The organism is Methylobacterium sp. 2A, from assembly GCF_009806555.1.
Classification (GTDB): Bacteria; Pseudomonadota; Alphaproteobacteria; order Rhizobiales; family Beijerinckiaceae; genus Methylobacterium.
In genome coordinates, this window is the sequence record NZ_VUOK01000009.1 from 16,270 (window position 1) to 42,901 (window position 26,632).

Genomic DNA, 26,632 nt, shown 5'->3' on the forward strand with positions numbered 1-26,632 from the left:
CGCGCGCCTCAATCGTCGTGGCCGGCTTCGGCCTTGCCGAGCTCGGCCTTCAGCAGGAAGGTGTTGCCGGTCGCGATCTCGGCGCCGGGCTCGAGCCCGGCGGTGACCGCGTAGGCCTCGTCGTCGGAGGGCCCGAGTTCGACCACCCGCTTCTCGAAGCCGTCGGCCTTGCGCACGAACACCACGGGCTTGCCGTCGATCGTCTGGACGGAAGCCTTGGGGATCCGGACCGGGACCACGTCCCGGGCGATCTCGATCTCGGCGGTGACGAAGGTGCCGGGCCGCCACGCGAAATCGGGATTCGGCAGGGTCACCACCACCCGGGCCGAGCGGGTGTCGGCGTTGAGGAACGGGCTCACGAAGATCACGCGGCCCTCGGCCCGGTTCTCCGCCGCGCCCGCCCGACCCGGGGTGACGGCGACGCGGGCGCCCTCCCGCACCTGGGCGAGGTCGAGCGTCGGCACCGACAGCTCGATCCAGACCGTGGACAGGTCCGCCACCGTGTAGAGGTCGGCCGGATCACCCTCCTTGCCGACCGCGGTGCCGACATCGACCTTGCGCTCGACGATCCGGCCGGCGAGCGGCGCCCGCAGCGGGTAGCGGCGCAGGCTCGACTGGTTGGGCGTCGCCTCGTCGCGCTTCTGGGCGGCCGCCACCGCGGCGGCGTCGAGGCCCAGCGCCGACAGCTTCTGGCGGGCGAGGTCGACCCGCAGCCGGGTCTCCTGATAGGCGGCCCGGGCGGTCTCGAAGGCGGCCTCGGAGGCGCTGCGCGAGGCGAGCAGCTTCTGCTGGCGCTCGAAGTTGATGGTCTGCAATTCGGCCTGGACCTGGGCGGTGAGGTACTCGCTCTTGGCGTCGGCGACCTCCCGGCTGTCGAGGATCGCCACGACCTCGTCTTTCTGCACGGCGTCGCCGAGGCGCTTGCGCATCTCGGCCACCGTGCCGACCACCCGGGCCGGAACGCGGGCGATCCGGTCGGTGTCGGGGGTGATGGTGCCGGGGACCAGGAGGTGGCGCGCCAGCGTACCGCCGCCGACCTGCATGGTCGCGATGTCCTGGCCGGCGATCTGGTCGGACCGCATCCGGATCACGTCCGCGGCGTGATCGGCCGCGTGATTCGCGCCATGCGGAGGGTCATCGCGCGCCACGCCATCCGCGGCGGCCTTGGAGCGGTCCGGCGCCGCGGCGTGGTCATGGCCGTCCGGGGCGAGCCCGGCAACGGTGACGGGCTGCCGGAGGAGGCCGGGAACGGCGGCGCCGAGGGCGATGCCGGCGGCCAGAAGGACCGCGCCAATGGCGGCGGACGGGAGGATGCGCATGGATCGGCTCTGGGAGCGGCCGGGACGGCGGGCTGCCGCGCGTGGCGGCCCCGGGAAGCCCGGTCAGGTTTCGCGTGGAGGCGGGCCTGGGGCCGGTTCCGGCCTCCGGGCGGGACGCGCGCCGATCGGCGGCGTCAGCTCACGCGCGTGGGGGCCGCGGCAGCCGGTCGGGATCGACGGGGGGACGGCCCTGCGCGAGGCGGGCTCGCAGCGGCCGGCCCGGCACGGGCGGCGGCACCAACATCGCGGCCTCCAGGCGGGCCGCCAGATGACAGCCGCAATGGACATGCGCGGCAAGGCCGGGATCGACGGCGGTGGCGGTGTCCGGCGCGTCGAGGGCCGAGCCCTCGCCCGCCTCGTGGTGGCCGCCCGCGTGGAAGGCGAGATCCGCCGCGAGGCCGACGCCCGGCCCGGCGACCGACAGTGCCAGGACGAGCGCGAGGACGAGCGCGAGCATGCGGACGGCGAGCGCCCACCAGCCCCGCGCCCGAACCGTGCGCCTATGCCGAACCCCGAAGGTCATCGCGGGTCTTATGGTCGAGGCGGAGCCGGGGACACAAGGGGCCCGCTTCGGAGCCGGCTTGCCCCGATTGGCGCCCCCGTCGAACAGGTTCTCAAGCAGCCAGCCGGAGGACCCAGTCGTAGAAGTCGGGCCAGCTCTCCGTCCGGGCCGGCTGATTCGGGGATGCGGCGGCCTCCGCCAAGGTCTCCGCCAAGATCTGGGACCGGACGTCCCGGGGGGCGTGGCCGAAGGCGGCGCGGAAGGCTTGCGCGAAATGCGCGGGGCTCTCGAAGCCCCAGCGATAGGCCACCTCCGAGACGCGGGCGCCGCGCCCGTCGCCCGCGGCGAGGTCCTGATAGGCGCGGGCGAGCCGGCGCTGACGGATGTGGCCGGACACGCCCCCGAGCGGAGCGAACAGGCGGTACAGGGTGCTGCGCGAGAGCCCGAATTTCCGGCCGAGCGTCTCGGCGTTCAGGTCGGGAGCGGTGAGTTCGGCCTCGATGAACCGCCGGAGGATGAGAAGGAGCGGGGCACCGTCCGGGGCATGACCGACCCGGTCCGCCTCGGGCAGGCCGGAAACCGCCGCGCCAAGCAGCATCGCGGTCGCCTGCGCGGCCGCCGCGGCCTCGCGCTCCGAGAAGCCGGGGGCGTGTGCGCCGAGGGAGCGCAGATGATCGTTCAGCATCCGGCCGAACGGGGTCGCGCCCCGGATCACCTGACCGTGGAGCGCGTCGAGCGCGCCCTGATAGGCGCCGAAGAGTCCGCGCGGCAGCACCACCGTGAGGGCCTGATAGTCCGTGGAACGGGCGGATAGCGGCTGCGACAGGTCGAGCAGGCAGATGTCGCCCGGCCCGCACGCCTGCTCACGGCCGCCGACCGCGACCTGGGATCGGCCGGACAGGCGCACATGCGCCAGGACGTGATCGACGCCCATGCGGGCCACGAGGGCGCGGTCGCGGCTGAATTGCAGGCCGGAGGCGGTGGCCCGGCAAAGGATCGCGTTGCCGAGGTGCTGGACATGCGACTGGCCCCGGAACTCCGCCAGATCCTCCTTCCGGATCGCGAAGGTCCAGAACGGGGCGACGGCATCGCGCCAGGCCGCGGCCTGGTGAAGACCTGGCCGCGCGTCATCGAGGCGCAGAACTGAATTCGATCGCATCGCCCGTGTGGCTCAACCCCATGCCGGAGTACTCGTCCGGGCGGATCTCTTACAGGATATCGGGTTTCGAAGAAAACGGGCGGCGCCAGCAAGGGGATCGACCATCGCCCAACCCGCCTGCGCCGCGGCGGACCGCCGGATGAGGGATCCTGCCGGATCCGGTCCGCCCGTTCAGGGCGCGCCCGATACGAAACGTCCCGCGAGCCGGAGGGCTGCGGGACGGAGAGTTGCACGGTTGTGAGGACCGCTGATCTCGGTCCTTATGGTTAACGGCGCGTTACCGTCCGCTCGGCGCCGCGCCGCTGCCCGTGGCGCCGTTGCCGGTGCTGCTGTCGCCCGCGGGCGCGCCGGAGGATGACGTGCTGCCGTTGGGCGTGCTCTGCGCGGCGGCCATGCCGGCGCTACCGGCGACGAGGGCGAGGGCGAGCAGGGCGGATTGGACGGTGCGGCTGGTCATGGTGCTCCTGACTTCCAATCGAAGCTTCGGTGGGCCGGCACGCGGGGCCGGAGGGCCAGCCCGAGCCGGTCTGGCCTGGATAACGGCCAGCCGCCGCGCCCGTTCCGGGCCTAAATTCCTGCCGCCAGCGGCAAGCACTTCGTTAGTCGCGACAATTTCGATCGGGAACAGCCGTGCAACTCCCAAGCTTGTCCGGAAAACGGCCAACGAGGGCGGGCGAGGGCGGGACGTGAAGATCTTCCGGATCATGCAGGCGGCGACGGGGGCGGTTCTCTGGATCGGCGCGGCGCTCGACGCCCTGGCGGCGCTCGACACGATGGCGAGCGCGGCCGGCTACCGCGACAGCAGCGGAATCCCGCCCCACCTGCGGGCCGGCGGCCTTTACGTCGAGGAGGTGGAGGTCCGATCATGACCAAGCTGTTCATCGCGCAGGTGCGCGACGCTCAGGGTGAGAAGCCCCTGGTCACCGTCCGGGCGGAGGCCGAGGGCGAGGCGCGCCTGTTCCTGACGGCCGCCTATCCGGACGCGGAGATCGCCGCCATCGCGGAGCCCAGCGACTGGACCAGCGATGCCGATACCGGAACCCGGGCCGGCGACATCCGCGAGCATCCGGGCGTCGCGTGGCAGATGCCCTCCAGCCTGGCGGGTTGAGGGCCGGGTGCGGCCCGCGATCCGGCAGGCCGTTTGCAGACAAGTGTAACGGGTCGTTCAGGGGTTCTCAGCGTGGAACGGGGAGGCTGGGGCATGATGTCCGGCGATCCGACACCGCGGCTCTTCGCGGCCGTGGCTTCCCTGACCGGCACCGGGATCCTGATGTGCCGGACGGAGCCGTCCTGGGACGGGATTCTGATCGGCCTGCTGTGTCTCGGCCTCTGGGCCCTCGGGACCCTCGCGGCGCGGCCCGCGCGCGCCCCCGTGAGGCCGGCGCGCCCGATGGTGCTGGAGGCCGTCATCGTCGAGACGCCACGGGCCGGGCAGGCGCTGCTGCCTGCGCCCCACCCCACCGGCCGGCCCCATGGTCCGGGGGCCGCGTCCCGCCTGACCGAAGCGCCGACGCACCGGCAGCGGGTGATCGAGCGATACACGCGCCAGCGCCGGTAGCGCAGGCCCCGCGGTCCCTCGCGAGCTTCTGCCGCAGTCTCGATGCGGGCGGCCCCGGCGTTGGCCCAGAGCCAACCCAGGAGACAGCATGGCGGACAAGGCTGACGTGACGACCTACACGGTGAAGCAGGCGCTGGCCGCCAAGGTCGGGGATCACATCGAGATCGCGGTCGAGGCGCAGGACGGCACGACCCTGAAGCTCAAGGCGACCGCCGACCAGCTGGATGCCCTGGTGGGCGATCTGGAGACGATCCTGGACGCCGACGATGCGGAGGGCGAGGCGGCCTGAGCCGCACCGCGCCGAAGCCGTTCGGCCGGCCTGACCGGGGCGAGCCCCGGGATCAGGAGCGGCCCCCGATCGCGGCACGATCGGGGGCCGCTGCCGCTGAAGCGTCCCGATCCGGGGCGGGGCCGGTCCGAGGCGGAAGCCGCCACCGATCTCCGGATGCCCCGGGGATCGGCCGCAACGGCCGGATCGGGGCCGTTCTTGAGCAGGACAGTTCCTGGGCAGAACAGTTTCTGGGCAGACACCGGATAAGCGGTTCTTGAGCCGGCCATTTCTGGTATGGCTTCGTCTCGATCGATGGGTCCGAGGAGGTTTCCCGTGTTCGGCTGCGTCTGCGCTCTCCGGAACGGCAAAGCCTCGGCCCCTGGAAGCCGGGCGCACGGAACCGGGCCGCGGGCCGCGTAGGCCGCATCACCGGCCCGGAGCCCCCCATGGCCGCGAGCCCACCGCCGGCACCCTATCGCCTGCAATGCGTCGTGCATCGAGAGAGCGCGAGCGGCATCATCATCCACGACGAGCAGATCCTCGCGCCATCCGAGAACGCGGCCGTGGCGGACGCGAAGGCGCGCTTCGCGCAGCTGCTCGCCGGCCGCTCGGGCTCGGCCGCTCTGAGGGATCGGGCCGGGCGCGTCGTCTGGTCCAGGCGGCAGAACACGCCGTCGGGGTCAGCGACGCCCGAACCCGAGGGATAGCTGCGCTGACGCTCGCTCGCGCGACGGGCCGCCGCGCCTCAGCGCTGCGGTTCCAGGTCGATCACCAGGTCGATCATCGGGCCACCGAGATCGAAGATCTCGTCATCGGACGGACACCCGTCCTCAAGCTCGATCTCCTCCCGGCGCCGGAACGAGACCGCCGACAGGACGCCGAGCGAGAGCGCACCCGCCAAGAGAGCAACCAGGATCGCGACCGTCATGACGAACCCCCCGGGTGCGGCGTGCAGCGGCATCAAGCACCGGCATGATTAAGACCGGGTTCCCACGGCGACGCAAGGGCGAGGCGATCCGCCGCGGCGCGGAAGGCGTCGAAACACACACGGTGTGTCCCGCCATATCCCGCCGCCGCATCGCGCGTCGGCAACGCCCATCGGAGGGGCAGCAGCTCACCGCCGCTCGGGCACGGCATCCTGCTGGCGGTCGACCTCGTCGCGCACGCCGCGGCCGGCCATCAGGATCTCGGTCATGAAGGCCGCGATCGCCGCGACGGTGCAGAGCAGGGCCGCCCCGAAGCAGGCGAACAGGACCGACGCGGCGGCGGCGTCGCGCAAAGCCCCGACGAACAGGGTCAGCACGGCCACGCCGATCAGGCAGCTCCCGAGCGAGGCGAGGGCGACCGCGATGTCGAGCACGAAGGAGCGCCGCCGCAGGTAGGTCAGCCGGCGCGACAGGCGCCGGGCCTCGGCATCCGCCGCCTTCGCCCGCTCGATCCTGGCAGCCTCCGCCGAGAGGGCATCGACCTTGTCGGCGATCCGGCCGAGGCGGGTCGAGAACACGTTGAGCAGCGTCGCGAGCGCCGAGAGCAGGAAGGCGGGCGCGAGCGCCACCTGGATGATGTGCGCGATGCTGTCGGGCTCGGTGGAGCTGAGCGAGAATCCGAACATCCGACGCTACGCCCGCGCGCGCGTCACGCGCGACAGGCCGTCCGGGCTGCACCCGGGGCTCGCTTGGAGGGGGAGGGGAAATCGCGATGGCACCATCCGGCCAGGGTCACCACAGGATGCCCCGCCCGTGCAAGTCCGTCACCGGAACCGCCACACCCGCGGATTGGTGGCGACGGCCGCCAGGACGTAGCAGGCGAAACCGAGCGGCGTCCCGTAGGCCACGACGGCGACGCCGATCCCGATCCAGATTGCCAGGAGGGCGAGCATCGACAGCAGGGCGACCGGATTCATGCGCGCCTCCCGGAGCTATGGCCGATGTGCCGTACCGTCACGGCGCGGGCGGCAGCGCCTGCACGACGATGGCCGCCGGCACCGAGCGCCGGATGCAGGCGAGCGACGCCGCCACCCTCGCCCGGTTCAGGAACGGCCCGAACACCACCGGCGCATCGCCGGGCGGCGTCTCCGCGAAGGTGTCGAGCGCATCGACCCGGGCCGTGAGGCGACAATCCCGGCTTGCCCGCGCGACCGCGGGGGTCACGCCCTCGGGACCGATGAAGCGGGACAGGAGCGGGCCGCGGACCGAGCCGGCATAGATCCACCAGCCGATCGTATCCGCCTCGACCGCGCCGGCCGCCCGCGGCCGGCCCAGGCAAGGCATGCGAGGATGTTGCGGGCGTGCATGCAGGCCGGCTCCATCCGGACCGGCGCGGCGATCCCAACCTCGCGGTCGACGATCGAGCCGGTGCTCTCGCCGGCGAAGCCCGGTTGCGGATGGGCGCCATGATCCGCTGACGTCACGCGGTCCGCTCGCCGACACGCGACATCCGCCGCTTCTCCACAGGCCACACGGCCGATCCGCGCGGCGGTCGCGGCGGAGGCAGCCTGCGCGAGGACTGGGTTTCCGCCCAACGCACCGCGAAATCCACCGGCCACTATAATGACGGACCTCCATCATCGAAGGTCAGGCCATTCGCTGAGAGCTTTCATCGGCGGATGATCGGCCGCGATCATTGGCCATGCCCCGGGTCAGGTCTGCACGAGCCCGGCGCGGGCCGGCGGGAGACCCACGCACCAGCCAGGTAGACAGAGGGTCGGCCGCCGGGAAACCGGACGTCCCGGATGGCCAGCCATCGGAGGGGCCGGTAAATTAATGTTAACCGCTTTCAGCCGGCCGGGGCGGGCTTGCGGGCCGTCATCGGTTAGGATTTAACAAACGACGAAGCTTCCTGGTTGGTCCTGGGAACGTTTACGAGCGAACTCAAGCCCCGCCCGCCTCCGCGCAGCGGGGCTTCTTGTTTGAGCCCTGTCCCGGCTCCGGCATCCGACAGGATAGGCGAGAGCGCCCACCGCCGAACCGGAGGAGGCCGCCTCGGAACACAGGCCTGGAACCGGCTCCGACGGCGGTGCGATCGGGGCCGGCCCGAACGGGAACGCCCGGATACGCGTCTTCCGCCGCGCCGCCGCAATCTCCTGCGGAAGGTGCTCCAGCACACTTGATTATTGGCCGTTCGAAAACGCGAAGCTCGGCTGTTGCAGCGTTGCACTATCGCGCGGCATCAACCTGTCGTTCTGTGGTCCGGTACACATCCCGCCCAACGGGAGACAGAGGACCAGATGATCAAGAAGCTTCTTCTCGCGAGCGCCGCCACGGCTCTCCTCACCGGCGCCGCCTCGGCCGCCGACCTGCCGCGCCGCGCCGCCCCGCCGCCCGTGTTCACCCCCGTGCCGGTGTTCACCTGGACCGGCGCCTACTTCGGTATCAACGCCGGCTACGCCTTCGACGCCTCCAGCCGCTCGACCGGCTCGTCCTTCGGCGTGCCCTTCCCCTACGCCGCCCCCGGCACCGTCGCCACCTTCCGCGACCGCAGCCAGGACGGCTTCTCGGGCGGCGCCCAGATCGGCTACAACTTCCAGCTGACCCCGGGCAACGGCGTGGTGTTCGGCATCGAGGCCGACGCCCAGTACCTCGACTTCGGCCGCAACCGGAACAACGCCTTCATCAGCGGCGCCGTGGCTCCGGGCTACTACGTCACCGACCCGCGCGGCCTGTCGAGCCTCGACTACTTCGGCACCGTGCGCGGCCGCCTCGGCTACGCCTTCGACCGTGTCCTCGTGTACGGCACCGGCGGCTTCGCCTACGGCTCGGGCTCCTCGGATCGCTCGTTCGGTGGCTACGCCGGCAACGACAGCTTCCGCACCGGCTACGCGGTCGGCGGCGGCATCGAGTACGCGCTCCCCACCGACTCGTTCCTGAACTTCTTCCGCTCCTCGGCCGTGACGCTCAAGGTCGAAGGCCTGTACGTCAACCTCGACCACAACAACCGCAACCAGGGCGCGTTCGTCATCAACGCCGCCAACAACTTCCCGGTCGTCTACAGCGGCGTCGGCCGTCGCTCCGACGAGTTCGCCGTCGTCCGCGCCGGCCTGAACTACAAGTTCGGCTCGTACTAAGACTCGCCCGCGGAAACACCGGTCCGGCCTGACGGCCCGGCGGGTGTTCTCCCGGCAATCGACCCTCGGCGATGCGGCCCCGCCGCATCGCCCCTCGACCCGAGCATCCCCAGCCCGATCAGACTGGCCGCTCGCGCCGAGCAACGCCCCGGGAGCCTCTCCCGGGGCGTCTTTCGTCGTGGGGAACCGCCCGCCTCAAGCGTGAACGGCGTGCTCCAGCTGCGCCTTCGACATCTTCGACCGGCCGGGCACGTTCTGCGCCCGGGCCTTGCGCATCAGCGCGGCCTTGGTCGTCCCGGACTTGCTCTCCGTCTTGCCCTCCGTCTTGCCGGCAGCCTTGCTGCTCGCCTTCCCGCTCTTGCGCGCGGCGGCGGATTTCTCGGCGGCCGCCTTCGGCTGCTTCGAGAACTGCTTGCCCTTGGCGGTATCGGCCCGCTTCTTGGCCGTGCTGGCGGCATATTCCTTGTCGCTCAGCGTCGCGCGGGCCTTCTTGGGCAGATAGCGCTCGCCGGTCTTCCCGCTTTCCTGGCCAGACTTCGTGCCCCATTCCTCGTCGGTCCACTGCTTGAGGTGGTTGTCGTCCGACTTCTTGCCGGCGTAGCCGCCGCCTTCCTTCTTGTATTCGGCGGTGGCCATCTGGGCCTTGCGCGCCGACCACTGGCCCGGCTTGCCGCCCTTCTCCGACTTCGTGACCTGCTTCTTGACCTTCTCCCACAGTTTGGGATCGGTCTTCTTCGCGGTTCCGGCCATCGTCACGTCTCCGAATAAAGATTTCGCAGACAACACCAGGCCCACGGCTCCGTTCCGATGGCGCGCCGCCCGGGCGGGAATCGCATGGGATTATTCGCGGATACGCCGGCAGCTCCGGCGGGTTGGCCTCTGAGGATCGGGCCTCGGAGGGACACGGCATGGCAGACGCACCGGACGACACGCAGGCTCAGCGGAGGGCCGCCGATACGACTGCCGGCAAGCCGGAGAGCGCGGGTCTGGCCCATACGCCCCTCGACACCGCCACCGGCACGGTCAAGCCGCAGGACGGCCCGATGGAGCGGCCCGGCACCGAGAAGGAAGAGGCGCGCCACGGTGGGGCCAGCCTCGGGGCCGAGCGCGACCGGCCCCCGGGCGGCCGGTGAGCCCCTCCGGCGGCCCCACCGCGCCCGTGCACCACACAGCAGAGAGAGGAACACGCAGCATGCAGATCCGGCACAAGCCCCTGCGCGAGCAGGTGATCGTCATCACCGGCGCCTCCAGCGGCATCGGCCTCGCCACGGCCCGGGCGGCCGCAAGCCGCGGGGCCCGGGTGGTCCTGGCGGCGCGCAACGGCGCCGCCCTCGACGACATCGCCCACGACATCCAGGAGCGCGGCGGCGAGGCCCGGGCCGTCGTGACCGACGTGTCCAGCCGCGCGGATGTCGAGGCGCTCGCGGCCGAGGCGATTCGCGCCTATGGCGGCTTCGACACCTGGGTCAACAATGCGGGCCTCTCGATCTTCGGCCGCCTCGAGGAGGTCTCGGACGAAGACCATCGCCGGCTGTTCGACGTGAACTTCTGGGGGATCGTCTACGGCTCCACGGTGGCGCTGCAGCACCTGCGGAAGCGTGGGGGCGCGCTGGTCAACCTGGGCTCGATCGCCTCCGACCTCGCCTTCCCGATTCAGGGCATGTACTGCGCCTCCAAGCACGCGATCAAAGGCTTCACCGACGCCCTGCGCATGGAGCTGCAGGAGGAGGGTGTTCCGGTCTCGGTGACGCTGATCAAGCCGGCCTCGATCGACACGCCCTTCCCGGAGCACGCCAGGAACTACATGGCGCGGGCTCCGAAGCTGCCGCCACCGGTCTACGACCCGGCGGACGTCGCCAAGGCGATCCTGTACGCCGCCGAGCACGGCCCGCGGGACCTCTATGTCGGCGGCGGCGGCAAGATGATGAGTTCCCTGCGCAAGCGCGTCCCATCGGTGACGGACTGGATGGGGGCCCAGGTCATGTCCCGGACCCAGAAGGCCGGTGCGTCCGGGCCGGACCGGGACGGCGCCCTCTTCGCGGCCGGACGGGATGGCGCCGTGCGCGGTGCCTCGCCGCATCACGTCATGCGCAGCGCCTACACGCAGGCCTCGGTCACCCCGGTGCTGACCGGGCTCCTGCTGGCCGGCGCCACGGCGGCGGCAGCCTCGCTGCTCGCCCGCTCCGACCGGTCATAAAGGCCTCGAACTGTTTGTTTCCAAACAATAGCGGCTCAGGTCAGCGTCTATTCAGGCATCATGACCAATCTGCTCGGAACTCGCGCCCGGCCAGCCCGGCGCGAGCCCGAACAGAAGGGTTGATCATGATGCACGTGAAGATGCTCGCCGCCGCGGCGGCCGTCATCGGCGGCCTCGGCTTCGCCTCCGCCGGCGCGGCTCCCCTGACGCCGGCCGCTGCGGACACGCTGGCCGGCCCCGCGGCCGTGACCAGCGTGGCCTATGGCTGCGGTCCCGGCTGGGCGCCCGGTCCCTACGGCCGCTGCCGTCCGATCTATCGTCGGCCGCGCTTCTACGGCCCGCGCTGCTTCTTCCGTCCCACCCCCTTCGGACCGCGGCGCGTCTGCCGCTACTGAGCCGATCGTCGGCGGGGCCCGGCCCCGCCGAACCGTGATGCGGTCCCGGGGTTGAAACGACAGCCGGCGGCCGGCTCGCGGAGACGATTTTTTCGGATCAGGCGCCCTGCCGGATCGGGTGATCGCGCCACGCATGGGAGACGCCATGGCCCGGGATCAGAGCGGTGGAACCGGCGATCGGGAGCGGGCTGCGGCCGCGCGGGCCGGCCGGAAGCGCCTCGGCGAGAACGGGCGGCCGCAGAGGCCCCCGAAGCGCGCCCGACCCGACGGCCGTGACGGTGACCGGACCGCTGGATCCGAACCCGCACGCCATCAGGAAGGCAGCTGACGCGGCTCAGCGTGCCGCCGCGTTCCGTCAGGTGACCGCGCGTCGGGCCGGGTTTCCAAAGGGCTGAGCCCTCGGGGCGGGGCCAGGGCGAAGCCCTCGTTGCGGACGAAGCCCACCTTCCTCGTCACGGCTGCCGTCCGCCACAGGGACGCGGCTCCGGTCCACGCGCGGCCGGGTCCGATCCGACGATCCCGGTTACGATGCCGGCCGCGCAGAGCTGCGCCGCGTCGGGGATCCAGATGGCGGCCGGGGCGACCGCCAGGGCCCGGGCCACGAAGGCCGCTGGCAGGCCGGCGGCCCGGTAGGCCGCCCGCTCCGGCGTGGGATCCACCGGACGCACCCGCCCCCGCACGCCGACCGCGTAGGGCGCGTGGAAACCGAGCCGACCGCGTTCAGCCAGGATGCGCCGCCGTCCGCGGATGAAGATCAGCGTACAGGCCGAGGCGCAGGCATCGGACACCTGGGTCTCCAGCCCGCGGGCCGCCACGAGGGCTCCGATCGCCGCCCCCTCCTCGACGAGGCCGCCGTCGCTCGTCAGGTGCAGGCGCACGATCCCCGGATGGGCGCCGAGGAGGCCGGCCACCCGCGCGGCCACGCCCTCGGTCAGGTCACCCACGAGGTGCAGATCCCGGCCATCCGATCCGACCGTGAGCCGGGCCGGGACCTCCGGCTCATCCGACCCGGAGGCCGCGCGGGAGGCCGGCCCCGGGCCCGCAGCGGCGGAACCCGGAGCTGGACAGAGGACGGCCGGGCAGGCGGCGAGCGCCAGGGCGAGGATGCGCGCGCGCATCCCCGACCGGCGCCCCCACCGGCGGGTGAGGCACGGCGTGGCGGCCGTCATGGCGGCTTGTCCTGTAACGGAATCGGAGGGGCGAAACCGGGGGGACCGGCGGGGCCGGACGCGGACCCTACTGGAGGTAGGCCACGAACATCTCGGCCACGGCCCGCGACGCGTAGGCCTCGGGGCTCTCGCCCCAGCGGATCGGGAAGGCCTCCGCCACCCGGCGTCCGGCGAGGATCCGGGCCACCTCGTCGGGCATCAGCCCGTCGTCGAGGGCGTTCGCGAGGGCGGCGCGTTCGTGGGAGGAATGGGAGCGGATGCTCCGGGACAGGGGGCCGCGGAGGGCGGCCGGATCGGCGAGCGCCGCGGCACTCTTGTCGGCAAGCGCTGCGGCGCTCAGGTCGAAAGAAGGGGTCGGGGAACCGTTATAGGTCAGCATCGCTGGTCGCCTTCCATGTCGGGTGGGTTGCTGGCTGCGCGTCTCGGACGCGGCAACACCACGGACAGGGGGACATCGACGGGGCGATCCGATTCACGCTGGCGATCACGGCAAACCTCCATCCGGCTCTGCATCGACCCGGGCAATCTAGCCGTCGGAGCCGAAAAAAGGCTGCCAATCTGATGGGGCATCGCAGCGGAGCTTATGCGCGGAACCCGCCTTCGGGAGCAGAACATGTGAAGCGGGCTCGTCTCCTCGCGTCTCGACGCGGGGCGCCCGGCCTGCCACCATCGGGCTTCCGGGCGGCCGAGTCCGCGGCAGGGACAGGTGGCATCATGACAGGATCACTCGCGCGCGCCGTGATCGTCCAGCCGGGGGGCGGCTTCGACAGGGTCGGATTCGGGGAACGATCGGTCCCGGAGCCCGGCCCCGGGGAGATCACGGTCCGCCTGCGGGCGAGCTCCCTCAACTACCACGATTACGCGGTGGTCAGCGGGATGTGGGGGCCGGGCGAGCCCCGCATCCCGATGTCCGACGGGGCCGGCGAGGTCGAGGCCGTCGGCCCCGGCCCGGCGGAGTTCGCGGTGGGCGATTGCGTGGTCAGCACGTTCTTCCCGACCTGGCTGGAGGGCGTGCCGCAGGTCGAGGGCTTTGCCACCGTGCCGGGCGACGGGGTCGACGGCTACGCCCGGGAGCGGGTCACGGCGCCGTCCACCGCCTTCACCCGCGCGCCCGCGGGCTGGGACCACGCCGAGGCGGCGACGCTGACCACCGCCGGCCTGACCGCGTGGCGGGCGCTCCACGCCGATGCCGGCCTCAAGAGCGGCGATGTCGTCCTCGTCCAGGGCACCGGCGGCGTCTCGCTGTTCGCCCTGCAATTCGCGAAGGCCGCGGGCGCCACGGTGATCGCCACCTCCTCCAGCGACGCGAAGCTCGAGCGGCTGCGCGGGCTCGGCGCCGACCACCTCATCAACTATCGCGCCGATCCGGCCTGGGGCGAGACCGCCCGGCGGCTGACCGGCGGCCGCGGCGTCGATCACGTCCTCGACGTCGGCGGGCCGGGGACGCTGGAGCAGTCCATGGCCGCCGTGCGGGTCGCCGGCCACGTCTCGGTGATCGGTATCCTGTCGGGCGTGGCGGGCGCCTTGCCGCTGGTCCCGGCGCTCCTGAAGCAGATCCGCCTGCAGGGCGTGCTGGTCGGCAGCCGGCGCCACCAGATCGCGATGATCCGCGGGATCGAGGCCTGCGGGCTGCGGCCGGTGGTCGACAGCCGCTACCCGCTCGACGACCTCGTCGCGGCGTTCCGGCACCAGGAGAGCAACCGCCATTTCGGCAAGATCTGCATCGAGATCTGAGGAACGGGCCGCGCCCGACCGGCGCGATGCGGCCGCTCCAGATCGCCCGATATGGTTCACCAATCGACTCTCCAGGCCGACAAACTAATCTGCATAAGTATTCATCCGAGGAAACCCTCTGTAGGCTTGCGCGCCCCAAGCCGCTGCGGAGGAACACCATGTCAAATCCGCTCGTGCGCAAGCTGGAAAGCTACGTCCCGCTCTCGGAAGCCGATCGATTGTGCTTGATCGATGTCGTCGGCCCAGGGCGTATGGTCGCCGCACGGACGGACATCATCCACGAGGGCGACGACCCGCGCGCCGTCAGCGTCATCCTCGACGGCTGGGCCTGCCGCTACAGGCAGTTCATCAACGGGCGCCGCCAGATCGTCTCGTTCCTCCTGCCGGGCGACCCGTGCGACCCGCACGTCTTCCTCCTCGACGAGATGGACCACACGATCGGGGCGATCACGCCCGTCCTCCTCGGCCAGATCTCCGGCCCCGCGCTGCAGGCGATGACCGCCCGCAGCCCCCAGCTCGACCTCGCCTTCCACCGGGAGGCGCTCGCCACCGCGGCGGTCCAGCGCGAGTGGACGATCAGCCTGGGCAGCCGCACCGGCATCGAGCGCCTCGCCCACCTGTTCTGCGAGTTGCACGCACGGCTGGCGGCGGTGGGTCTGGCCGAGGCCGAGACCTGTCCGATGCCGATCACCCAGAACGATCTCGGCGACGCGATGGGCCAGACCAGCGTGCACATCAACCGCACGCTGCAGGAGCTGCGCGGCATGGGGTTGATCACCCTGCGCAGCCGGCGCCTGACCATCCACGACCCGATCGCCCTCGCCCGGCTCGCCCATTTCGATTCGGCGTATCTCCACATGACGGAGCAGCCCGGCCGCGCCGTCGCGCGGCGCGCGTGACGCCGCCCGGCCCGGCCCGATCGAGCCCGGCCGGGCCCGGTCATCAGGCGGCGCGGATGCCGACCAGGAAGCGGCCGACCTCCGTCGAGAGGCGCTCGGACTGGGTCGCCAGGGCCGTGGCCGCCGTCAGCACCTGATCGGCCGCAAGCCCCGTCTGCTCCGAGGCCTCGGCCACGCCGGCGATGTTGGCGGTCACCTCCGAGGCACCCTGCGTCGCCTGGCCGATATTGCGCACGATCTCCTGGGTTGCCGCACCCTGCTCGTCCACAGCCGCCGCGATCGCGACCGCCATGCCGTTGATCTCGCGGATCCGGCCGATGATCGTGTCGATCGCACCGACCGCTGCGCCGGTGACTCCCTGGATCCGGCCGATCTGCGCGGCGATTCCGTCGGTTGCCCGAGCCGTCCTCTCGGCCAGCGCCTTCACCTCGCCCGCGACGACCGCGAAGCCGCGGCCGGCCTCACCGGCGCGGGCCGCCTCGATCGTGGCGTTGAGCGCCAGCAGATTGGTCTGCTCGGCGATGGACGAGATCAGGCGCACCACCTCGTCGATTTCCGAGACCGCCATCCGCAGCTCGGACATGAGGCCGGCGGCCTGATCGGCCTCGCCGACCGCCTGTTGCGCCAGTCCCGAGGAGCCGCTCGCCTGCCGGCCGATCTCCTGGATCGAACTGCCGAGTTCCTCGGTCGAAGCCGCGACGGTGTTGATGTTGACCGTCGCCTCCTCGGCCGCGCGCGCGACCGTTCCGGACTGGCTCGCGGCCTCCTGGGCGGTCGCGGTCATCTGGCGCGCAGTGGCCTGAAGTTCGCCCGCGGAGGACGAGACGCGATCGACGATCGTGGCCACCGCCTGCTCGAAGGCCTCGGCCAGCTCCATCCTGTTGCGCCTGCGCTCGACCGAGGCGGCGGCTTCCGCCTGCCGCTTCCGCTCGACCTCGGCGGCGGCGTTGCGGGCGACCATCGCCTTGATCGCCTCCACCGCGCGGCCGACCATCCCGATCTCGTCGCCGCGCCGCGCCTCCGGGATCGCGGCCTCGACATCGCCCTCCGCCATGCGCTGCAGCCCCGCGACGAGGCGGCGGAGGGGCCGCGTGATGCCGAATGCGACGATCGCCGCGGAGAGGCCGAGCCCGGCAAGCAGGGCTGCCAGGGCGACGCCGATCAGGATCGTGCGGGCCTGCTCGGCCTCGTGCTGCGAAGCGATCTTCGCCTCGTTGAGACGGGCCGTCGCCTGCGCCTCGTAATCGCGCGACGCCTTGTTGAACTGGTCCCGGAGCTCGCGGCTCTCGACGACGCCGACCTGAATCGCCGTATCCCGTTCGCCGCGCAGGGCGAGGGCGTTCGAGCGGTCGAGCAGATCGAAATAGGCGCGCGCGATACGACCGATGTTGCGCTGGATGTCCTGGATTTCCTTCCGCCGCGACCCCGCAGCCAATGCCTCGACATTGTCGGCCACCGCCTTGACGGCCTCGTCATAGCGCCGGCGGAACAACGGGACGTCGGCTTCCGGGTGGCCGATGATGATGTTGCGGTTCATCAGGCCCGCTTCGAGAAACTGCTCGCGGACCTGCCCGAACATCTCCAGCCGAGAGAAGTAATAATCAACAAGATACCTGTTTCGATCTTCAAGAACTTTTAGAGCGTTCAAGGAATATATAGCGATGAATGCGCTCGCAAGAGTGATCAAAATGAAAGGAATAGATATCTTGACGATTACCTTTACGTTACTGAGCCACCGCATGTAACCCAACTCCCGTTCGTCCCCAGGAGCCCTGTAACATGAATTCCCTGGACGTTGTGCCAGGATGTGCGGCCGATCTGTGGTTCTTTTTAGCATCTTGAAATGGTTTATATCTGATCAATATTCGAATAAATCGAAAATATTATTGAAGACCAAAGCACCAAATTCTGGATCATCGATCGATAGCGGCAGTTTCTCGGTGATTGCCCTGTCCGGAACGTGGTCTTCGGTCCGATATCCGGACCCAGAGCCGATCCCGGGCGCGCCGACGCGAGGCCCCGTCAAGACCGAGCCCGCGCCCTGCGGACCCATCCGAGCGGCGGCCCAGGCTGCGTCGGTAGAGGCCCTTCAGCCCGCCATGCAGCGCGAACCCGGCCCCGGCGCCGGACATCCCGGCGGTCCCGCCCCTCGCATCCTCCAGGCCGGAGGCTGATACCTTGGGACGTCCCACGCGATGGGGATCGGGCCGGGAGGCGGAGACAGGAGGAGGCGGATCGGCTGCGACGAAGCCGTGCGCCCGCCCTCAGGCGAGCACGATCGGGTAGCAGCGCGCGCCCACCGAGGCGGCGAGCACCTGCACGGCGCCCACGGTCGAGACGTCGCCGGCCACGTGGACCACGTCGGTGGCGCGCAGGCTCGGCAGGTGGGCGGTCAGCGGGCCGGAGCGCACGTCCGGCGGGCGGGGGCCGCCGCGGTCGGCGCAGAGCACGATCCGGGCGACGCCGGTGCGGCGCAGCCAGTCCAGGCTCTCGCGCATGTAGAGGTCCAGCGCGTCCCGGGCGCCGATGGCCAGCGCCATCTCGCGGGCGGGCTCGACGTAGCGGGCCGCCCGGGCGATCGCCCAGATCGCGCCGAAGCCGGCGCCGGCCGCCACCAGGACGAGGCGCCCGCCCCCGGGGCGGTACTGCCCCCGTCCCACCGGCCCCTTGAGGCGCACGGGCTGGTCGAGCCGGATCGCGTCGACCGGGCCGCCCTCGGGATCGCGGGGGATGTGGAACACCGCCTCGTTGATCTCGGCGGCGCCGTCGACCCGCAGGGTCGGGGCCAGCGTCAGGGTGGGCAGCCCCGAGAACGTCACGCGGGCCTGATGGCCGGGCTCCAGGGTCGGGCGCTTGGTCAGGGTGGCCACGATCTCGACGATGCCGGGGCTGAGCCGGCGGATCTCCGTGACGGTGCCTTTCCGGACGGCGACCGGGATCGGCGGCGCCTCCTCCTGCCCCGGGATCGGGGCGGAGGGCAGGCTCGGCCGGAACGCCTCGGGCCGGGCCCGGTGGGCCGGCGGACGGCGGGCGGGGCGGGCCGCCCCCTGATGCGCGACGCCCTGGCCGGCGAGCGGCGCGCCGGCCTGCGGTGTCCCGGACGGCATCTGGACCGGCGCGATCATGCCCTCGGCCAGCGCCGCCTCCAGGGGCGTGTCGCCGGTCGAGACACGTACCGACCGGCCGTTGACGACGAGCGAGCAGCGCGCGCCCATGGCCTTACCCCGCATGGTCTGGAGAGGGCTCACCGAAGGTGGATTCACGGGCGAGGGCGGGTTCACGGGGCCGGATCACTTGGCACGGATCAGGAGCGAATCGACCAGAGCCGCCCAGCGCTCGCGGGTGGCGCGGACATCGTCGCTGGCGGCGGACTCGGTGAGGAGCTGCCGCTGCGCCCGCAGCGATTCGACCTCCTGCCGCTGCGCCCGCAGCACCGCCTTCATCACCTGAAGCTCGGTTTCGAGGCGCGCGATGGCGTCGGCCTCGTCGGATTCGTCGAAGAGGTCGTCGTCGGGCCCGTTCTCGGGCTCGTTGGCGTGCCGGAGGTCGTGGCCGGGCACGTCATGACCGGGCAGGGGCAGCCGGGTCCGGGCCTGCTGGTCCAGCCGGACCGGCCGGGCCATGAGGCGGCGCAAGAGATCCGAGCTGCCTGCCTGCTGATAACGCCGTGCCGCCTCGGCCATCCGCCCATCCCCATGCCGGGCGCCGGCGCGCCCATCCATCAACAGGAGCTTGCGCGGACATGGTTAAGGTGGGCTTAACGATCACATTCAGATTTTATTGACACCTCAACGACTTGCCTACCACATTCCCGGGCCGCCCTCGGTCGACTCAGATCCTCTGCCTGGAAGGCGCCGGCGGATCATGGCTAGGTCGGCCTCCGCCCACGTTTGATGCATAGCCATTGTCTCCCGCGAATGAGTGTGTAATTTTACGCAAGTCTGAACGATGATAGGCTACGTGGTCGCTTCACATCCTGCCCCGGATCGCGCGCCGACAGATTGAGAAGCGGCCGCCGGGGCAGAAAGTGCTCCGGAGATGTCGAGGAAGACGCACGGCCGCAAGACCCGCGAGCTGATTGCGGCCCTCTACGATGACGGTTGGTATTTGGCCCGGAAAGGACCGGGCGATCACGTCCAGTTCAAGCACAAGGACAAGCCTGGAAAGGTGACAATCGACACGGGCGCGTCCGAGATACCGACCGGTACCCTGCGCAGCATCTATCGGCAGGCCGGATGGACTTGGTGATGACAACGGCCGCGGACCCGTCTCGGGCCCGCGGTCCAATTCCTCGATGTCACCGGCAATCGAGATGGCGGACATGACCCACGTCGTAATGCTCGTGCACCAAGAGGATGGCGCGTTCGGTGCATCCTTCCCCGACTTCCCAGGCGCCACTACGGCCGCCGGCGATCTCGACACGCTCTACCGGAAGGCCGCCGAGATGCTGGCCTTCCACGTCGCCGGCATGGTGGAGGATGGGGACGAGATCCCGCGCGTGCGCACGTTGGACGAGTTGCGCGGCGATCCGGCCTTTCAGGCGGACAGCGCCGGGGCGATGGTGGCCCTCGTCCAGGTCGAGCTGCCCGGGCGGGCCGTGCGGGTGAACATCTCCATGGAGGAGGGCTTGCTTCGCCGTATCGACCGGGCCGCCGAGGCGTCCGGCGAGAGCCGCTCCGCCTTCCTGGCACAAGCCGCCAAGGCGCGCCTTTCGGCCGGTGCCTGATCACCGAGGGTGAGGGCAGGGCCTTCGCGAAGCGTCAGGACACCGTGCCCTCCTCAAGCCGCCCCCGCGGCCGCCGCCTTCATCACCCCGGCAACGAGCGTATAGGTCTCCACCCAGGCCGCCCGCACCTCCGGCGTGAAATCCGCTCCCAGCCCCTGCTCCAGGGTCCAGAGCAGGGCCTCGCCCACCGGCGCGTAATGGGCGGCCTGCGTGCCGTAGGCGATGTGCTTGCGCCCGAGATCCTGAAGCGCCGGCACCACCGTGTCCGGGTGGTTCAGGTTGGCCACCGCGAGCCCCAGCATCGCCATCAGCTTCTGCTTCTGCTCGGTCATGTCGTCGGGGAAGAGGGAGCGCACCTGTGGGGCGATCGCGAACAGGCGGCCGTAGAACAGGTCGGCCGCCGTCCCGGCGATCGGCCGCACCTTTGCAAAACTGTCCTGCACGAGCTTGATCTGTTCGGGCGTCATCGCATCACCTGCCAAGGGATCCCGTCCCCGGCCGATTACACCGACTCCAACCTATCAAAACCAACATGGAGCAGTATCAGGCCGCCTCCGGCGCGGCGCCGACGATCTGGCGGGCCTGCAGCAGGGTCATCGGCTCGCCGAAAGCCGGGCCGAGCGCGTATTCGCAGCCGAGCCCGGCGAGCGCCTGGGCGTCGGCCTCGGACTCGCAGCCCTCCGCCACGATGGCGAGGTTCAATTCGCTCGCCATGCGCACGATCGAGCGCAGGATCGCGGTCTGGCCGGTGCCGATCTGGCGCACGAAGGTCGCGTCGACCTTGATCGTGTCGAACGGGAAGCGCTGCAGATACGACAAAGCCGAGTAGCCGGTGCCGAAATCCGACAGGCACAGGCCGGCGCCGAGGTCGTGGATCCGCGCCAGCATCTGGGCGGCATATTCCGGGTTCTCCATCACGAGGCTCTCGCTGAATTCCAGCTTGAGCGAGCCGGGCAGGGCCCCGGAGCGGGCCAGCACGGTCTTCACATCGTGCAGGAGGTCGTGGCGCAGGAGCTGGCGCGAGGACAGGTTGCAGGCCGCGAAGATCGGGGGCTCGACCTCCAGGGAGCGCTGCCACGCCGCGAGTTCGAGCGCGGTGCGCTCCAGGGCGAAGATGCCGAGATTGACGATGAAGCCGCTCTCCTCGGCGAGCGGCAGAAAGGTCGAGGCGGGGATGCGCCCGAGCTTCGGGTGGTCCCAGCGCAAGACCGTCTCGAACCCCGCCACGGTGCGGTCTTCCAGCCGCACCACCGGCAGGAACAGCACCTTCAGCTCGTTGCGCTCGATCGCCTTGCGCAGGTCGCTCTCCAGCATCAGCCGGTCCGAACGGTCGGTGCGCATGTGGGCGCGAAACACCTCGATCCGGTCGCCGCCGTTGCGCTTGGCCTGGATCATGGCGATCTCGGCGCTCTTGAACACCTCGTCGCGCTTGAGGTTGGCGCCGGCCTCGTAGAGCGCCAACCCGATGGAAACGGTCAAAAAAATCTCGCGGTCGGCGTAGGTGATGGGCGTGGCGATCGCCCGGCGGATCATCTCGGCGAAGGCCAGGATCCGGTCGGGCTCGCGCTCCGAGACCAGGATCACCGCGAACTCGTCGCCCGCCACCCGGGCGAGCGTGTCCTGCGGCCGCAGCAGGCGGCCGAGTCGGCGCGAGAGGGTCAGCAGGATCGAATCGCCCGCCGACAGGCCGATCGCGTCGTTGATGCCCTTGAACCGGTCGACGTCGAGCACGATCACGGTGGGCTTGAGGCGCGGATCCTGGCTGGCGAAGGCCAGAGCCGCGTCGAGGCGGTCGCCGAACAATTCGCGGTTCGGCAGGCCTGTGAGGCTGTCGTGCACGGCGTCGTGGAGCAGGCGCTCCTCGGCGGTCTTGATCTCGGTGACGTCCGCGATCGTGCCGACCACGCGGATCACCTCGCCGTCGGCGCCGATCACCGGGCGCGCCTTCAGCCGGTACCAGAAGAACGTGCCGGATTCCGAGCGCAGGCGGAAATCGTGGACGATGCGGCCGCGCCGCTCCTCGATCACCGTGTCGAGGGCCGCCGAGTAGCGCTCCACGTCGAACGGGTGGAGGGCGCTGAGCCAGTTGGTGGCCGGCCCCTCCAGGGTGCCCCGGGCAAGGCCGAGCTGGGCCTCGATCTCCGGGCCGACGAAGACCCGGTCGGCGGGCACGTCCCAGTCGAACACCACGTCGCCGGCGCCGGTCAGCGCCAGCGCCCGGCGCTCGGTGTCGGAAACGAGGGCGTGGCTGAGGCCGCCCCCCGCGAAGGCGTGCTGAAGCACCGTGAAGCCGATCAGCATCACGATCAGCACGAGGCCGCCGATCAGCGCCGGCTGCACGAGGTCGCTGCCGATCTGGCCGGTGACGGCGAAGCCCGCCGCCGCCACCCAGACGACCAGCAGCAGCCAGGTCGGCACCAGCAGGATCGCCCGGTCGTAGCCGTTATGGACCGCGAGGTAGAGGATCAGCAGCAGGCCGATGCCCGCCACCGCGGCGATCGAGATGCGCGCCACGCCCGCCGCCACCGGGGGGTCGAACACCGCGAGCCCCACGAGCCCGGCCAGGAAGGCCAGCCAGAAGAACGCCACGTGGCTGTAGCGCACGTGCCAGCGGGCGAGGTTCAGGTAGGCGAACAGGAAGACCAGCAGCGTCGCCCCGAGCACCGCCTCCGCGGAGGCCCGGTAGACCCGCTCGGCGAGCTCCGTGACCGGAAAGACCCGCTGGAGGAAGCCGAAATCGATGCAGGCATAGGCCAGAACCGACCAGGCCAGCGCGGCGGCTGCGGGGAAGATGATCGCGCCCTTGACCACGAACACGATGGTCAGAAACAGGGCGAGCAACCCGCTGATCCCGATGATGATCCCCTTGTAGAGGGTCAGGCCCGCCGATTTCCGGCGGTAGGCATCCTGGTCCCAGAGGTGGAGCTGGGGGATGTTGGCGCCGCGCAGTTCGGCGACGTAGGTGACGGTCGTGCCGGGATCCAGCGTGATGGTGAACTGGTCGGCTTCCGGATTCTCGTCCCGCTCGGGCCGGATGCCCTGGCTCGCCGTGATGGCGGCGATGCGCGAGCCGCCGAGATCGGGCCAGATCACCCCGGAATCGACCAGCCGGAAATGCGGGGCGACGAGGATGCGGTCGATCTGCTCGTCGGTGTCGTTGGTGAGCGCGAACACGATCCAGTCGGGCCGGGCGCCGGCGTCGCGCGCCTTCACGACGATGCGGCGCACGATCCCGTCCTTGCCGGGCGCGGTCGAGATCTGGATCAGGTCGCCGTCCGAGCGGTAGCGCTCGATCGCGCCGGTCAGGTCGATCACCGGGGCGTCGAGGGTGACGCGCACCGCCTCCACGGCCCGGGCGGGCGCGCTGAGCGCGAGGGCACCGACGAGACCGCCGACCAGGGTCAGGAGGAGGGCGAGGATGCGCAAGGGTGTCTTGATGTCCGGCCGTGCGAGAAGCGGCATCGGCCGCCCGAGCGGCCTCGATCGAGCGGATCGCGCCCTTTTGCGGCCAAATCAAGTTGCGCCGGCCATTTCGCGGCGCGATCCAGAGCCGGTTCGACCGATATCCCGTGTTTCCAAAGGGCAAGCCCTTTGGTGGGCTGTCAGGGCAAAGCCCTGACGGATTCCAGGGCTCTGCCCTGGACCCGCGAAAGGGGGCGCGCCCTTTCGAAACCAGGACTGGCTCTCAGGCCGCCTGGAGCGCGCCCGCGATCGTGTCGAGGCTCGGCAGCTTGCGGATCGGGCCGATCGCCGCCAGCGTCGGCGTGCCCTTGAGCATCGCGGCGGCGGCGGCGCGCACATCCTCCACGGTGACCGCGTCGACCTTGGCGATCACCTCCCCGGCGGGGATGACCCGGCCCCAGGCCAGGATCTGGCGGGCGTTGCGCTCGATCCGCCCGCCGGGCGTCTCCAGCGCCGAGAGCAGCGACACCTTGAGCTGCGCCTTGGCGCGGGCGATCTCGGTGGCGTCGAGGTCGCGGGCCGCCCGGGCGGTGGCCGCGAGCGTCACGTCGACGAGTTCGGGCAGGTCCGCCCCGGCGGTGCCGGCGCCGATGCCGAACAGGCCGCAATCCGAGAACGGCCAGTGGAAGGCCTGGATCTCGTAGGCGAGGCCGCGGGTCTCGCGCACCTCCTGCCAGAGCCGCGAGGTCAGGCCGCCGCCGAGCACCTGCGCGAACATGTGCAGCGCGTAGTAGCGCTCGTCCCGGAACGACAGGCCCGGCAGGCCGATCACCACGTTGGCCTGTTCGAGCTTGCGCGGCATCCGCCGCTCGCCGCCGCCATAGACCCCCGGCACCGCCGTGGGGGCGGATTTGGCGGGGAGGGCGCCGAAATGGCGCTCGGCCGCCGCCACGATCGCCTCATGGGCCACGGCCCCGGCGCCCGCCACCACGAGGCGGTCCGGCGTGTATTCCCGGTCGAGATAGGCGCGGATCCCGGCCTCGTCGAAGCTCCGGATCGTCTCGGGCCGCCCGAGGATCGGCCGGCCGACCGGCTGGTCCGGGAAGGCGGCCTCCGTGAAGGCGTCGTAGACCACGTCGTCGGGGGTGTCCTCGACGGCCGCGTATTCCTGCAGGATCACGCCCTTCTCCCGGGCGAGTTCGCCCGCGTCGAACACCGAATCGGTCAGGATGTCGCCGATCACGTCGAGGGCGAGGCCGGCATCCTCGCCGAGCACCCGGGCGGTGTAGCTCGTCCCCTCCGTGAACGTGGCGGCGTTGATCTCGCCGCCGACATTCTCGATCTCTTCCGCAATCTTCTGCGCCGAGCGGGTGCGGGTGCCCTTGAACGCCATGTGCTCGATGAGGTGGGACAGCCCGGCCTCGTCGGCCCGCTCGTTGCGCGAGCCGGCGCCGACCCAGACCCCGAGACTTGCGGTCGCCACACCCGGCATCGGCTCGGTGACCACCGTGACGCCGTTGTCGAGCCGCGTGGTGCGCAGCGACGGCGAGGCGGCGTGGGTGGAGAAATGCTGGTTCATCGCGGGCTCACGCACCCCTCGTGATGCGGGCGCGCTCGCGGATGAGCTTTTCCAGGGCGGCCTGGTCGTTGGCCACCCGGGTCAGGCGCTCGGGCCGGTCCATCAGATCGGCGAGGTGCGGGGGCAGGGGCGGGCGCAGGCCGCCCGTGGCCTTCGCGACCGCGTCGGGGAATTTTGCGGGGTGCGCGGTACCGAGGGCGACGACTGGGGTGGCTGGATCCTGTTCCAGCAGGCGCCGACCGGCCCGCACGCCGATGGCGCTGTGGGGATCGAGCACCACGCCGGTGGCGGCCTGGGTCAGGGCGATCTCCTCCATCACGTCGGGCTCCGGCACCGCGACGGCGTCGAACTCCGCACGGACCGTCGCCAGCACCTCGGGGCTCAGCGAGAACCCGCCAGACTGCTTCAGCCCGGCCATCAGCCGCGACAGGGCGGAGGCGTCGCGCCCCAGCGCCTCGAACAGCAGACGCTCGAAATTCGAGGAGATCTGGATGTCCATGGAGGGCGAGGTGGTGGGCACCACGCCGCGCAGCTCGTAGGCGCCGTGCTCCAGGGTGCGCACCAGGATGTCGTTGGCGTTGGTGCCGATCATCAGCCGCCCGACCGGCAGGCCCATCTGCTTGGCGACCCAGCCCGCGAGCACGTCGCCGAAATTGCCGGTCGGCACCGCGAAGGAGACCGGCCGGTGGGGCGAGCCCAAAGCCACCGCGCTGGTGAAGTAATAGACCGCCTGTGCCGCCACCCGGGCCCAGTTGATCGAGTTGACCCCCGACAGCCGCACCGCGTCGGCGAAGTCGGCGTGCTGGAACAGGGCTTTGACGAGGTTTTGGCAATCGTCGAACGTGCCGTCGACCGCGAGCGCGTGGACGTTGTCGGCCGGCACCGAGGTCATCTGCCGCCGCTGCACCTCAGAGACCCGCCCGTGGGGATAGAGGATGAACACGTCGACCCGGTCGAGCCCGCCAAATGCCTCGACGGCGGCCGAGCCGGTATCGCCCGAGGTCGCGCCCACGATGGTGGCGCGGCTGCCGCGCGCGGCCAGCACGTGGTCCATCAGCCGCCCGAGCAGCTGCATCGCCACGTCCTTGAAGGCGAGCGTCGGCCCGTGGAAGAGCTCCAGCAGGAACAGGTTGTCGTCGAGCTGGGTCAGCGGGCAGACCGCCGGGTGCCGGAACGTCGCGTAGGCCGCGTCGATCATCCGATCGAGGTCCGGGGCGGCGATGTCGCCGTCGATCAGCGGGCGCAGGACGCGCTTGGCGGCCTCCGCGTAGGGTCTGCCCGCCAGGGCGGCGATCTCCGAGCGGCCGATCTGCGGCCAGGTCTGCGGCACGTAGAGCCCGCCGTCGCGGGCAAGCCCCGCGAGCAAAGCGTCCGAGAACGAGAGCGGCGCGGCCTCGCCGCGAGTCGAGACGTGGAGCACAGGGTCCTCCGAGGGAAGGCGCCCCCTCTACACGATGCCGGCGGGCCTGTCGAAAGCCTGAAGCTGCGCGGCCGGTCTGCCCGCAGAGCGGGGCGGCCGGTTTAAAGCCTCTCACAAAACTCCCGCCGCGCTGTCGCGACCAGAGGGACATGTCCGGTGTCCGGGAGTTTTGTGAGGAGCTCTTAACCGGGGCTGAACGGGGCGGTTCAGGGCCGGTTCGGCGGAGGCCGCCCATGAAG

31 protein-coding genes are annotated in these 26,632 nt (G+C 71.0%); 13 read left to right on the forward strand and 18 right to left on the reverse strand.

The window, feature by feature from the left end; genetic code table 11:
* Positions 1–8 precede the first annotated feature (8 nt).
* The 4 genes from FVE89_RS04440 to FVE89_RS04455 all read right to left on the reverse strand — a co-directional run bounded on the left by FVE89_RS04440 (position 9) and on the right by FVE89_RS04455 (position 3,437).
* Positions 9–1,319: an efflux RND transporter periplasmic adaptor subunit gene (locus FVE89_RS04440; protein WP_160532929.1), complete on the reverse strand. Its 1,311-nt coding sequence runs from the start codon at positions 1,317–1,319 to the stop codon at positions 9–11.
* 139 nt (positions 1,320–1,458) lie between these two features.
* The gene (locus FVE89_RS04445; protein ID WP_160532930.1) at positions 1,459–1,842 is read right to left on the reverse strand and encodes a hypothetical protein; all 384 of its coding nucleotides are present in this window, start codon (positions 1,840–1,842) and stop codon (positions 1,459–1,461) included.
* Between the two features lie 91 nt (positions 1,843–1,933).
* Complete coding sequence (locus FVE89_RS04450) at positions 1,934–2,980, reverse strand: helix-turn-helix domain-containing protein (protein WP_160532931.1); 1,047 nt, start codon at positions 2,978–2,980, stop codon at positions 1,934–1,936.
* Between the two features lie 277 nt (positions 2,981–3,257).
* A complete protein-coding gene (locus FVE89_RS04455) occupies positions 3,258–3,437 on the reverse strand; it encodes a hypothetical protein (RefSeq protein ID WP_160532932.1) in 180 nt (59 codons plus the stop codon).
* 229 nt (positions 3,438–3,666) lie between these two features.
* On the opposite strand from FVE89_RS04455, the gene FVE89_RS04460 reads away from it, so the two are divergent.
* From FVE89_RS04460 to FVE89_RS04480, 5 genes are all read left to right on the forward strand, one after another.
* Positions 3,667–3,849: a hypothetical protein gene (locus tag FVE89_RS04460; protein WP_160532933.1), complete on the forward strand. Its 183-nt coding sequence runs from the start codon at positions 3,667–3,669 to the stop codon at positions 3,847–3,849.
* Positions 3,846–4,088 carry a hypothetical protein gene (locus tag FVE89_RS04465; RefSeq protein WP_160532934.1) on the forward strand — a complete coding sequence of 81 codons (243 nt, stop codon included), beginning with the start codon at positions 3,846–3,848 and terminating at the stop codon, positions 4,086–4,088. The genes FVE89_RS04460 and FVE89_RS04465 overlap by 4 nt, the downstream gene beginning before the upstream one ends.
* 93 nt (positions 4,089–4,181) lie before the next feature.
* Positions 4,182–4,538, forward strand: a complete 357-nt coding sequence (locus FVE89_RS04470; protein WP_160532935.1) for an energy transducer TonB — start codon at positions 4,182–4,184, stop codon at positions 4,536–4,538.
* 88 nt (positions 4,539–4,626) lie between these two features.
* Positions 4,627–4,827 (forward strand): hypothetical protein, encoded by a 201-nt coding sequence (locus FVE89_RS04475; RefSeq protein ID WP_160532936.1) that lies wholly within the window; start codon positions 4,627–4,629, stop codon positions 4,825–4,827.
* Between the two features lie 428 nt (positions 4,828–5,255).
* Positions 5,256–5,516 (forward strand): hypothetical protein, encoded by a 261-nt coding sequence (locus tag FVE89_RS04480; RefSeq protein ID WP_160532937.1) that lies wholly within the window; start codon positions 5,256–5,258, stop codon positions 5,514–5,516.
* A gap of 38 nt (positions 5,517–5,554) precedes the next feature.
* Here FVE89_RS04480 and FVE89_RS04485 read toward each other — a convergent pair whose 3' ends face one another.
* The 4 genes from FVE89_RS04485 to FVE89_RS04500 all read right to left on the reverse strand — a co-directional run bounded on the left by FVE89_RS04485 (position 5,555) and on the right by FVE89_RS04500 (position 7,079).
* Positions 5,555–5,737 carry a hypothetical protein gene (locus FVE89_RS04485; protein ID WP_160532938.1) on the reverse strand — a complete coding sequence of 61 codons (183 nt, stop codon included), beginning with the start codon at positions 5,735–5,737 and terminating at the stop codon, positions 5,555–5,557.
* A 186-nt stretch (positions 5,738–5,923) separates the two neighbouring features.
* A complete protein-coding gene (locus FVE89_RS04490; protein ID WP_160532939.1) occupies positions 5,924–6,421 on the reverse strand; it encodes a DUF2721 domain-containing protein in 498 nt (165 codons plus the stop codon).
* A gap of 138 nt (positions 6,422–6,559) precedes the next feature.
* A complete protein-coding gene (locus FVE89_RS04495; protein ID WP_160532940.1) occupies positions 6,560–6,712 on the reverse strand; it encodes a hypothetical protein in 153 nt (50 codons plus the stop codon).
* Positions 6,713–6,749: 37 nt separating this feature from the next.
* Positions 6,750–7,079 (reverse strand): hypothetical protein, encoded by a 330-nt coding sequence (locus FVE89_RS04500; protein WP_160532941.1) that lies wholly within the window; start codon positions 7,077–7,079, stop codon positions 6,750–6,752.
* A gap of 956 nt (positions 7,080–8,035) precedes the next feature.
* On the opposite strand from FVE89_RS04500, the gene FVE89_RS04505 reads away from it, so the two are divergent.
* Positions 8,036–8,872 (forward strand): porin family protein, encoded by an 837-nt coding sequence (locus FVE89_RS04505; protein ID WP_160532942.1) that lies wholly within the window; start codon positions 8,036–8,038, stop codon positions 8,870–8,872.
* Positions 8,873–9,067: 195 nt separating this feature from the next.
* On the opposite strand, the gene FVE89_RS04510 is transcribed toward FVE89_RS04505, so the two are convergent.
* The gene (locus FVE89_RS04510) at positions 9,068–9,622 is read right to left on the reverse strand and encodes a hypothetical protein (protein WP_160532943.1); all 555 of its coding nucleotides are present in this window, start codon (positions 9,620–9,622) and stop codon (positions 9,068–9,070) included.
* A gap of 158 nt (positions 9,623–9,780) precedes the next feature.
* Here FVE89_RS04510 and FVE89_RS04515 point away from each other — a divergent pair, with 158 nt between their 5' ends.
* From FVE89_RS04515 to FVE89_RS04525, 3 genes are all read left to right on the forward strand, one after another.
* Positions 9,781–10,005, forward strand: a complete 225-nt coding sequence (locus FVE89_RS04515; protein WP_160532944.1) for a hypothetical protein — start codon at positions 9,781–9,783, stop codon at positions 10,003–10,005.
* Between the two features lie 59 nt (positions 10,006–10,064).
* The gene (locus FVE89_RS04520) at positions 10,065–11,069 is read left to right on the forward strand and encodes an SDR family oxidoreductase (RefSeq protein ID WP_160532945.1); all 1,005 of its coding nucleotides are present in this window, start codon (positions 10,065–10,067) and stop codon (positions 11,067–11,069) included.
* 125 nt (positions 11,070–11,194) lie between these two features.
* A complete protein-coding gene (locus tag FVE89_RS04525; protein WP_160532946.1) occupies positions 11,195–11,464 on the forward strand; it encodes a hypothetical protein in 270 nt (89 codons plus the stop codon).
* A 452-nt stretch (positions 11,465–11,916) separates the two neighbouring features.
* Here the strand turns inward: FVE89_RS04525 and FVE89_RS04530 are convergent, their stop codons facing one another.
* Together FVE89_RS04530 and FVE89_RS04535 are read right to left on the reverse strand one after the other, a co-directional pair.
* Positions 11,917–12,633: a hypothetical protein gene (locus FVE89_RS04530; RefSeq protein ID WP_202130595.1), complete on the reverse strand. Its 717-nt coding sequence runs from the start codon at positions 12,631–12,633 to the stop codon at positions 11,917–11,919.
* A 67-nt stretch (positions 12,634–12,700) separates the two neighbouring features.
* Positions 12,701–13,012, reverse strand: a complete 312-nt coding sequence (locus FVE89_RS04535; protein WP_246730499.1) for a hypothetical protein — start codon at positions 13,010–13,012, stop codon at positions 12,701–12,703.
* Between the two features lie 335 nt (positions 13,013–13,347).
* Here FVE89_RS04535 and FVE89_RS04540 point away from each other — a divergent pair, with 335 nt between their 5' ends.
* Both FVE89_RS04540 and FVE89_RS04545 read left to right on the forward strand, forming a co-directional pair.
* Positions 13,348–14,367: an NAD(P)-dependent alcohol dehydrogenase gene (locus tag FVE89_RS04540; RefSeq protein WP_160532947.1), complete on the forward strand. Its 1,020-nt coding sequence runs from the start codon at positions 13,348–13,350 to the stop codon at positions 14,365–14,367.
* A 158-nt stretch (positions 14,368–14,525) separates the two neighbouring features.
* On the forward strand, positions 14,526–15,266 hold the full coding sequence (locus tag FVE89_RS04545) for a Crp/Fnr family transcriptional regulator (RefSeq protein ID WP_160532948.1): 741 nt from the start codon (positions 14,526–14,528) through the stop codon (positions 15,264–15,266).
* 43 nt (positions 15,267–15,309) lie between these two features.
* Here the strand turns inward: FVE89_RS04545 and FVE89_RS04550 are convergent, their stop codons facing one another.
* The 3 genes from FVE89_RS04550 to FVE89_RS04560 all read right to left on the reverse strand — a co-directional run bounded on the left by FVE89_RS04550 (position 15,310) and on the right by FVE89_RS04560 (position 18,949).
* Complete coding sequence (locus FVE89_RS04550; protein ID WP_160532949.1) at positions 15,310–17,007, reverse strand: HAMP domain-containing methyl-accepting chemotaxis protein; 1,698 nt, start codon at positions 17,005–17,007, stop codon at positions 15,310–15,312.
* Between the two features lie 523 nt (positions 17,008–17,530).
* Positions 17,531–18,481 carry a ferredoxin--NAD(+) reductase gene (locus FVE89_RS04555; protein ID WP_160533031.1) on the reverse strand — a complete coding sequence of 317 codons (951 nt, stop codon included), beginning with the start codon at positions 18,479–18,481 and terminating at the stop codon, positions 17,531–17,533.
* Between the two features lie 75 nt (positions 18,482–18,556).
* On the reverse strand, positions 18,557–18,949 hold the full coding sequence (locus FVE89_RS04560) for a hypothetical protein (protein ID WP_160532950.1): 393 nt from the start codon (positions 18,947–18,949) through the stop codon (positions 18,557–18,559).
* A gap of 355 nt (positions 18,950–19,304) precedes the next feature.
* Between FVE89_RS04560 and FVE89_RS04565 the strand changes: the two genes are divergently transcribed.
* Complete coding sequence (locus FVE89_RS04565) at positions 19,305–19,514, forward strand: type II toxin-antitoxin system HicA family toxin (protein ID WP_160532951.1); 210 nt, start codon at positions 19,305–19,307, stop codon at positions 19,512–19,514.
* Positions 19,515–19,587: 73 nt separating this feature from the next.
* A complete protein-coding gene (locus FVE89_RS04570; protein WP_160532952.1) occupies positions 19,588–19,992 on the forward strand; it encodes a type II toxin-antitoxin system HicB family antitoxin in 405 nt (134 codons plus the stop codon).
* Between the two features lie 53 nt (positions 19,993–20,045).
* On the opposite strand, the gene FVE89_RS04575 is transcribed toward FVE89_RS04570, so the two are convergent.
* The 4 genes from FVE89_RS04575 to thrC form a co-directional block, all read right to left on the reverse strand.
* Positions 20,046–20,459: a globin family protein gene (locus FVE89_RS04575; protein WP_160532953.1), complete on the reverse strand. Its 414-nt coding sequence runs from the start codon at positions 20,457–20,459 to the stop codon at positions 20,046–20,048.
* 76 nt (positions 20,460–20,535) lie between these two features.
* A complete protein-coding gene (locus FVE89_RS04580; protein ID WP_202130596.1) occupies positions 20,536–23,454 on the reverse strand; it encodes an EAL domain-containing protein in 2,919 nt (972 codons plus the stop codon).
* A 223-nt stretch (positions 23,455–23,677) separates the two neighbouring features.
* A complete protein-coding gene (locus FVE89_RS04585) occupies positions 23,678–24,973 on the reverse strand; it encodes a pitrilysin family protein (protein WP_160532955.1) in 1,296 nt (431 codons plus the stop codon).
* 7 nt (positions 24,974–24,980) lie between these two features.
* A complete protein-coding gene (thrC, locus tag FVE89_RS04590; protein ID WP_160532956.1) occupies positions 24,981–26,393 on the reverse strand; it encodes a threonine synthase in 1,413 nt (470 codons plus the stop codon).
* Positions 26,394–26,632: the final 239 nt, after the last annotated feature.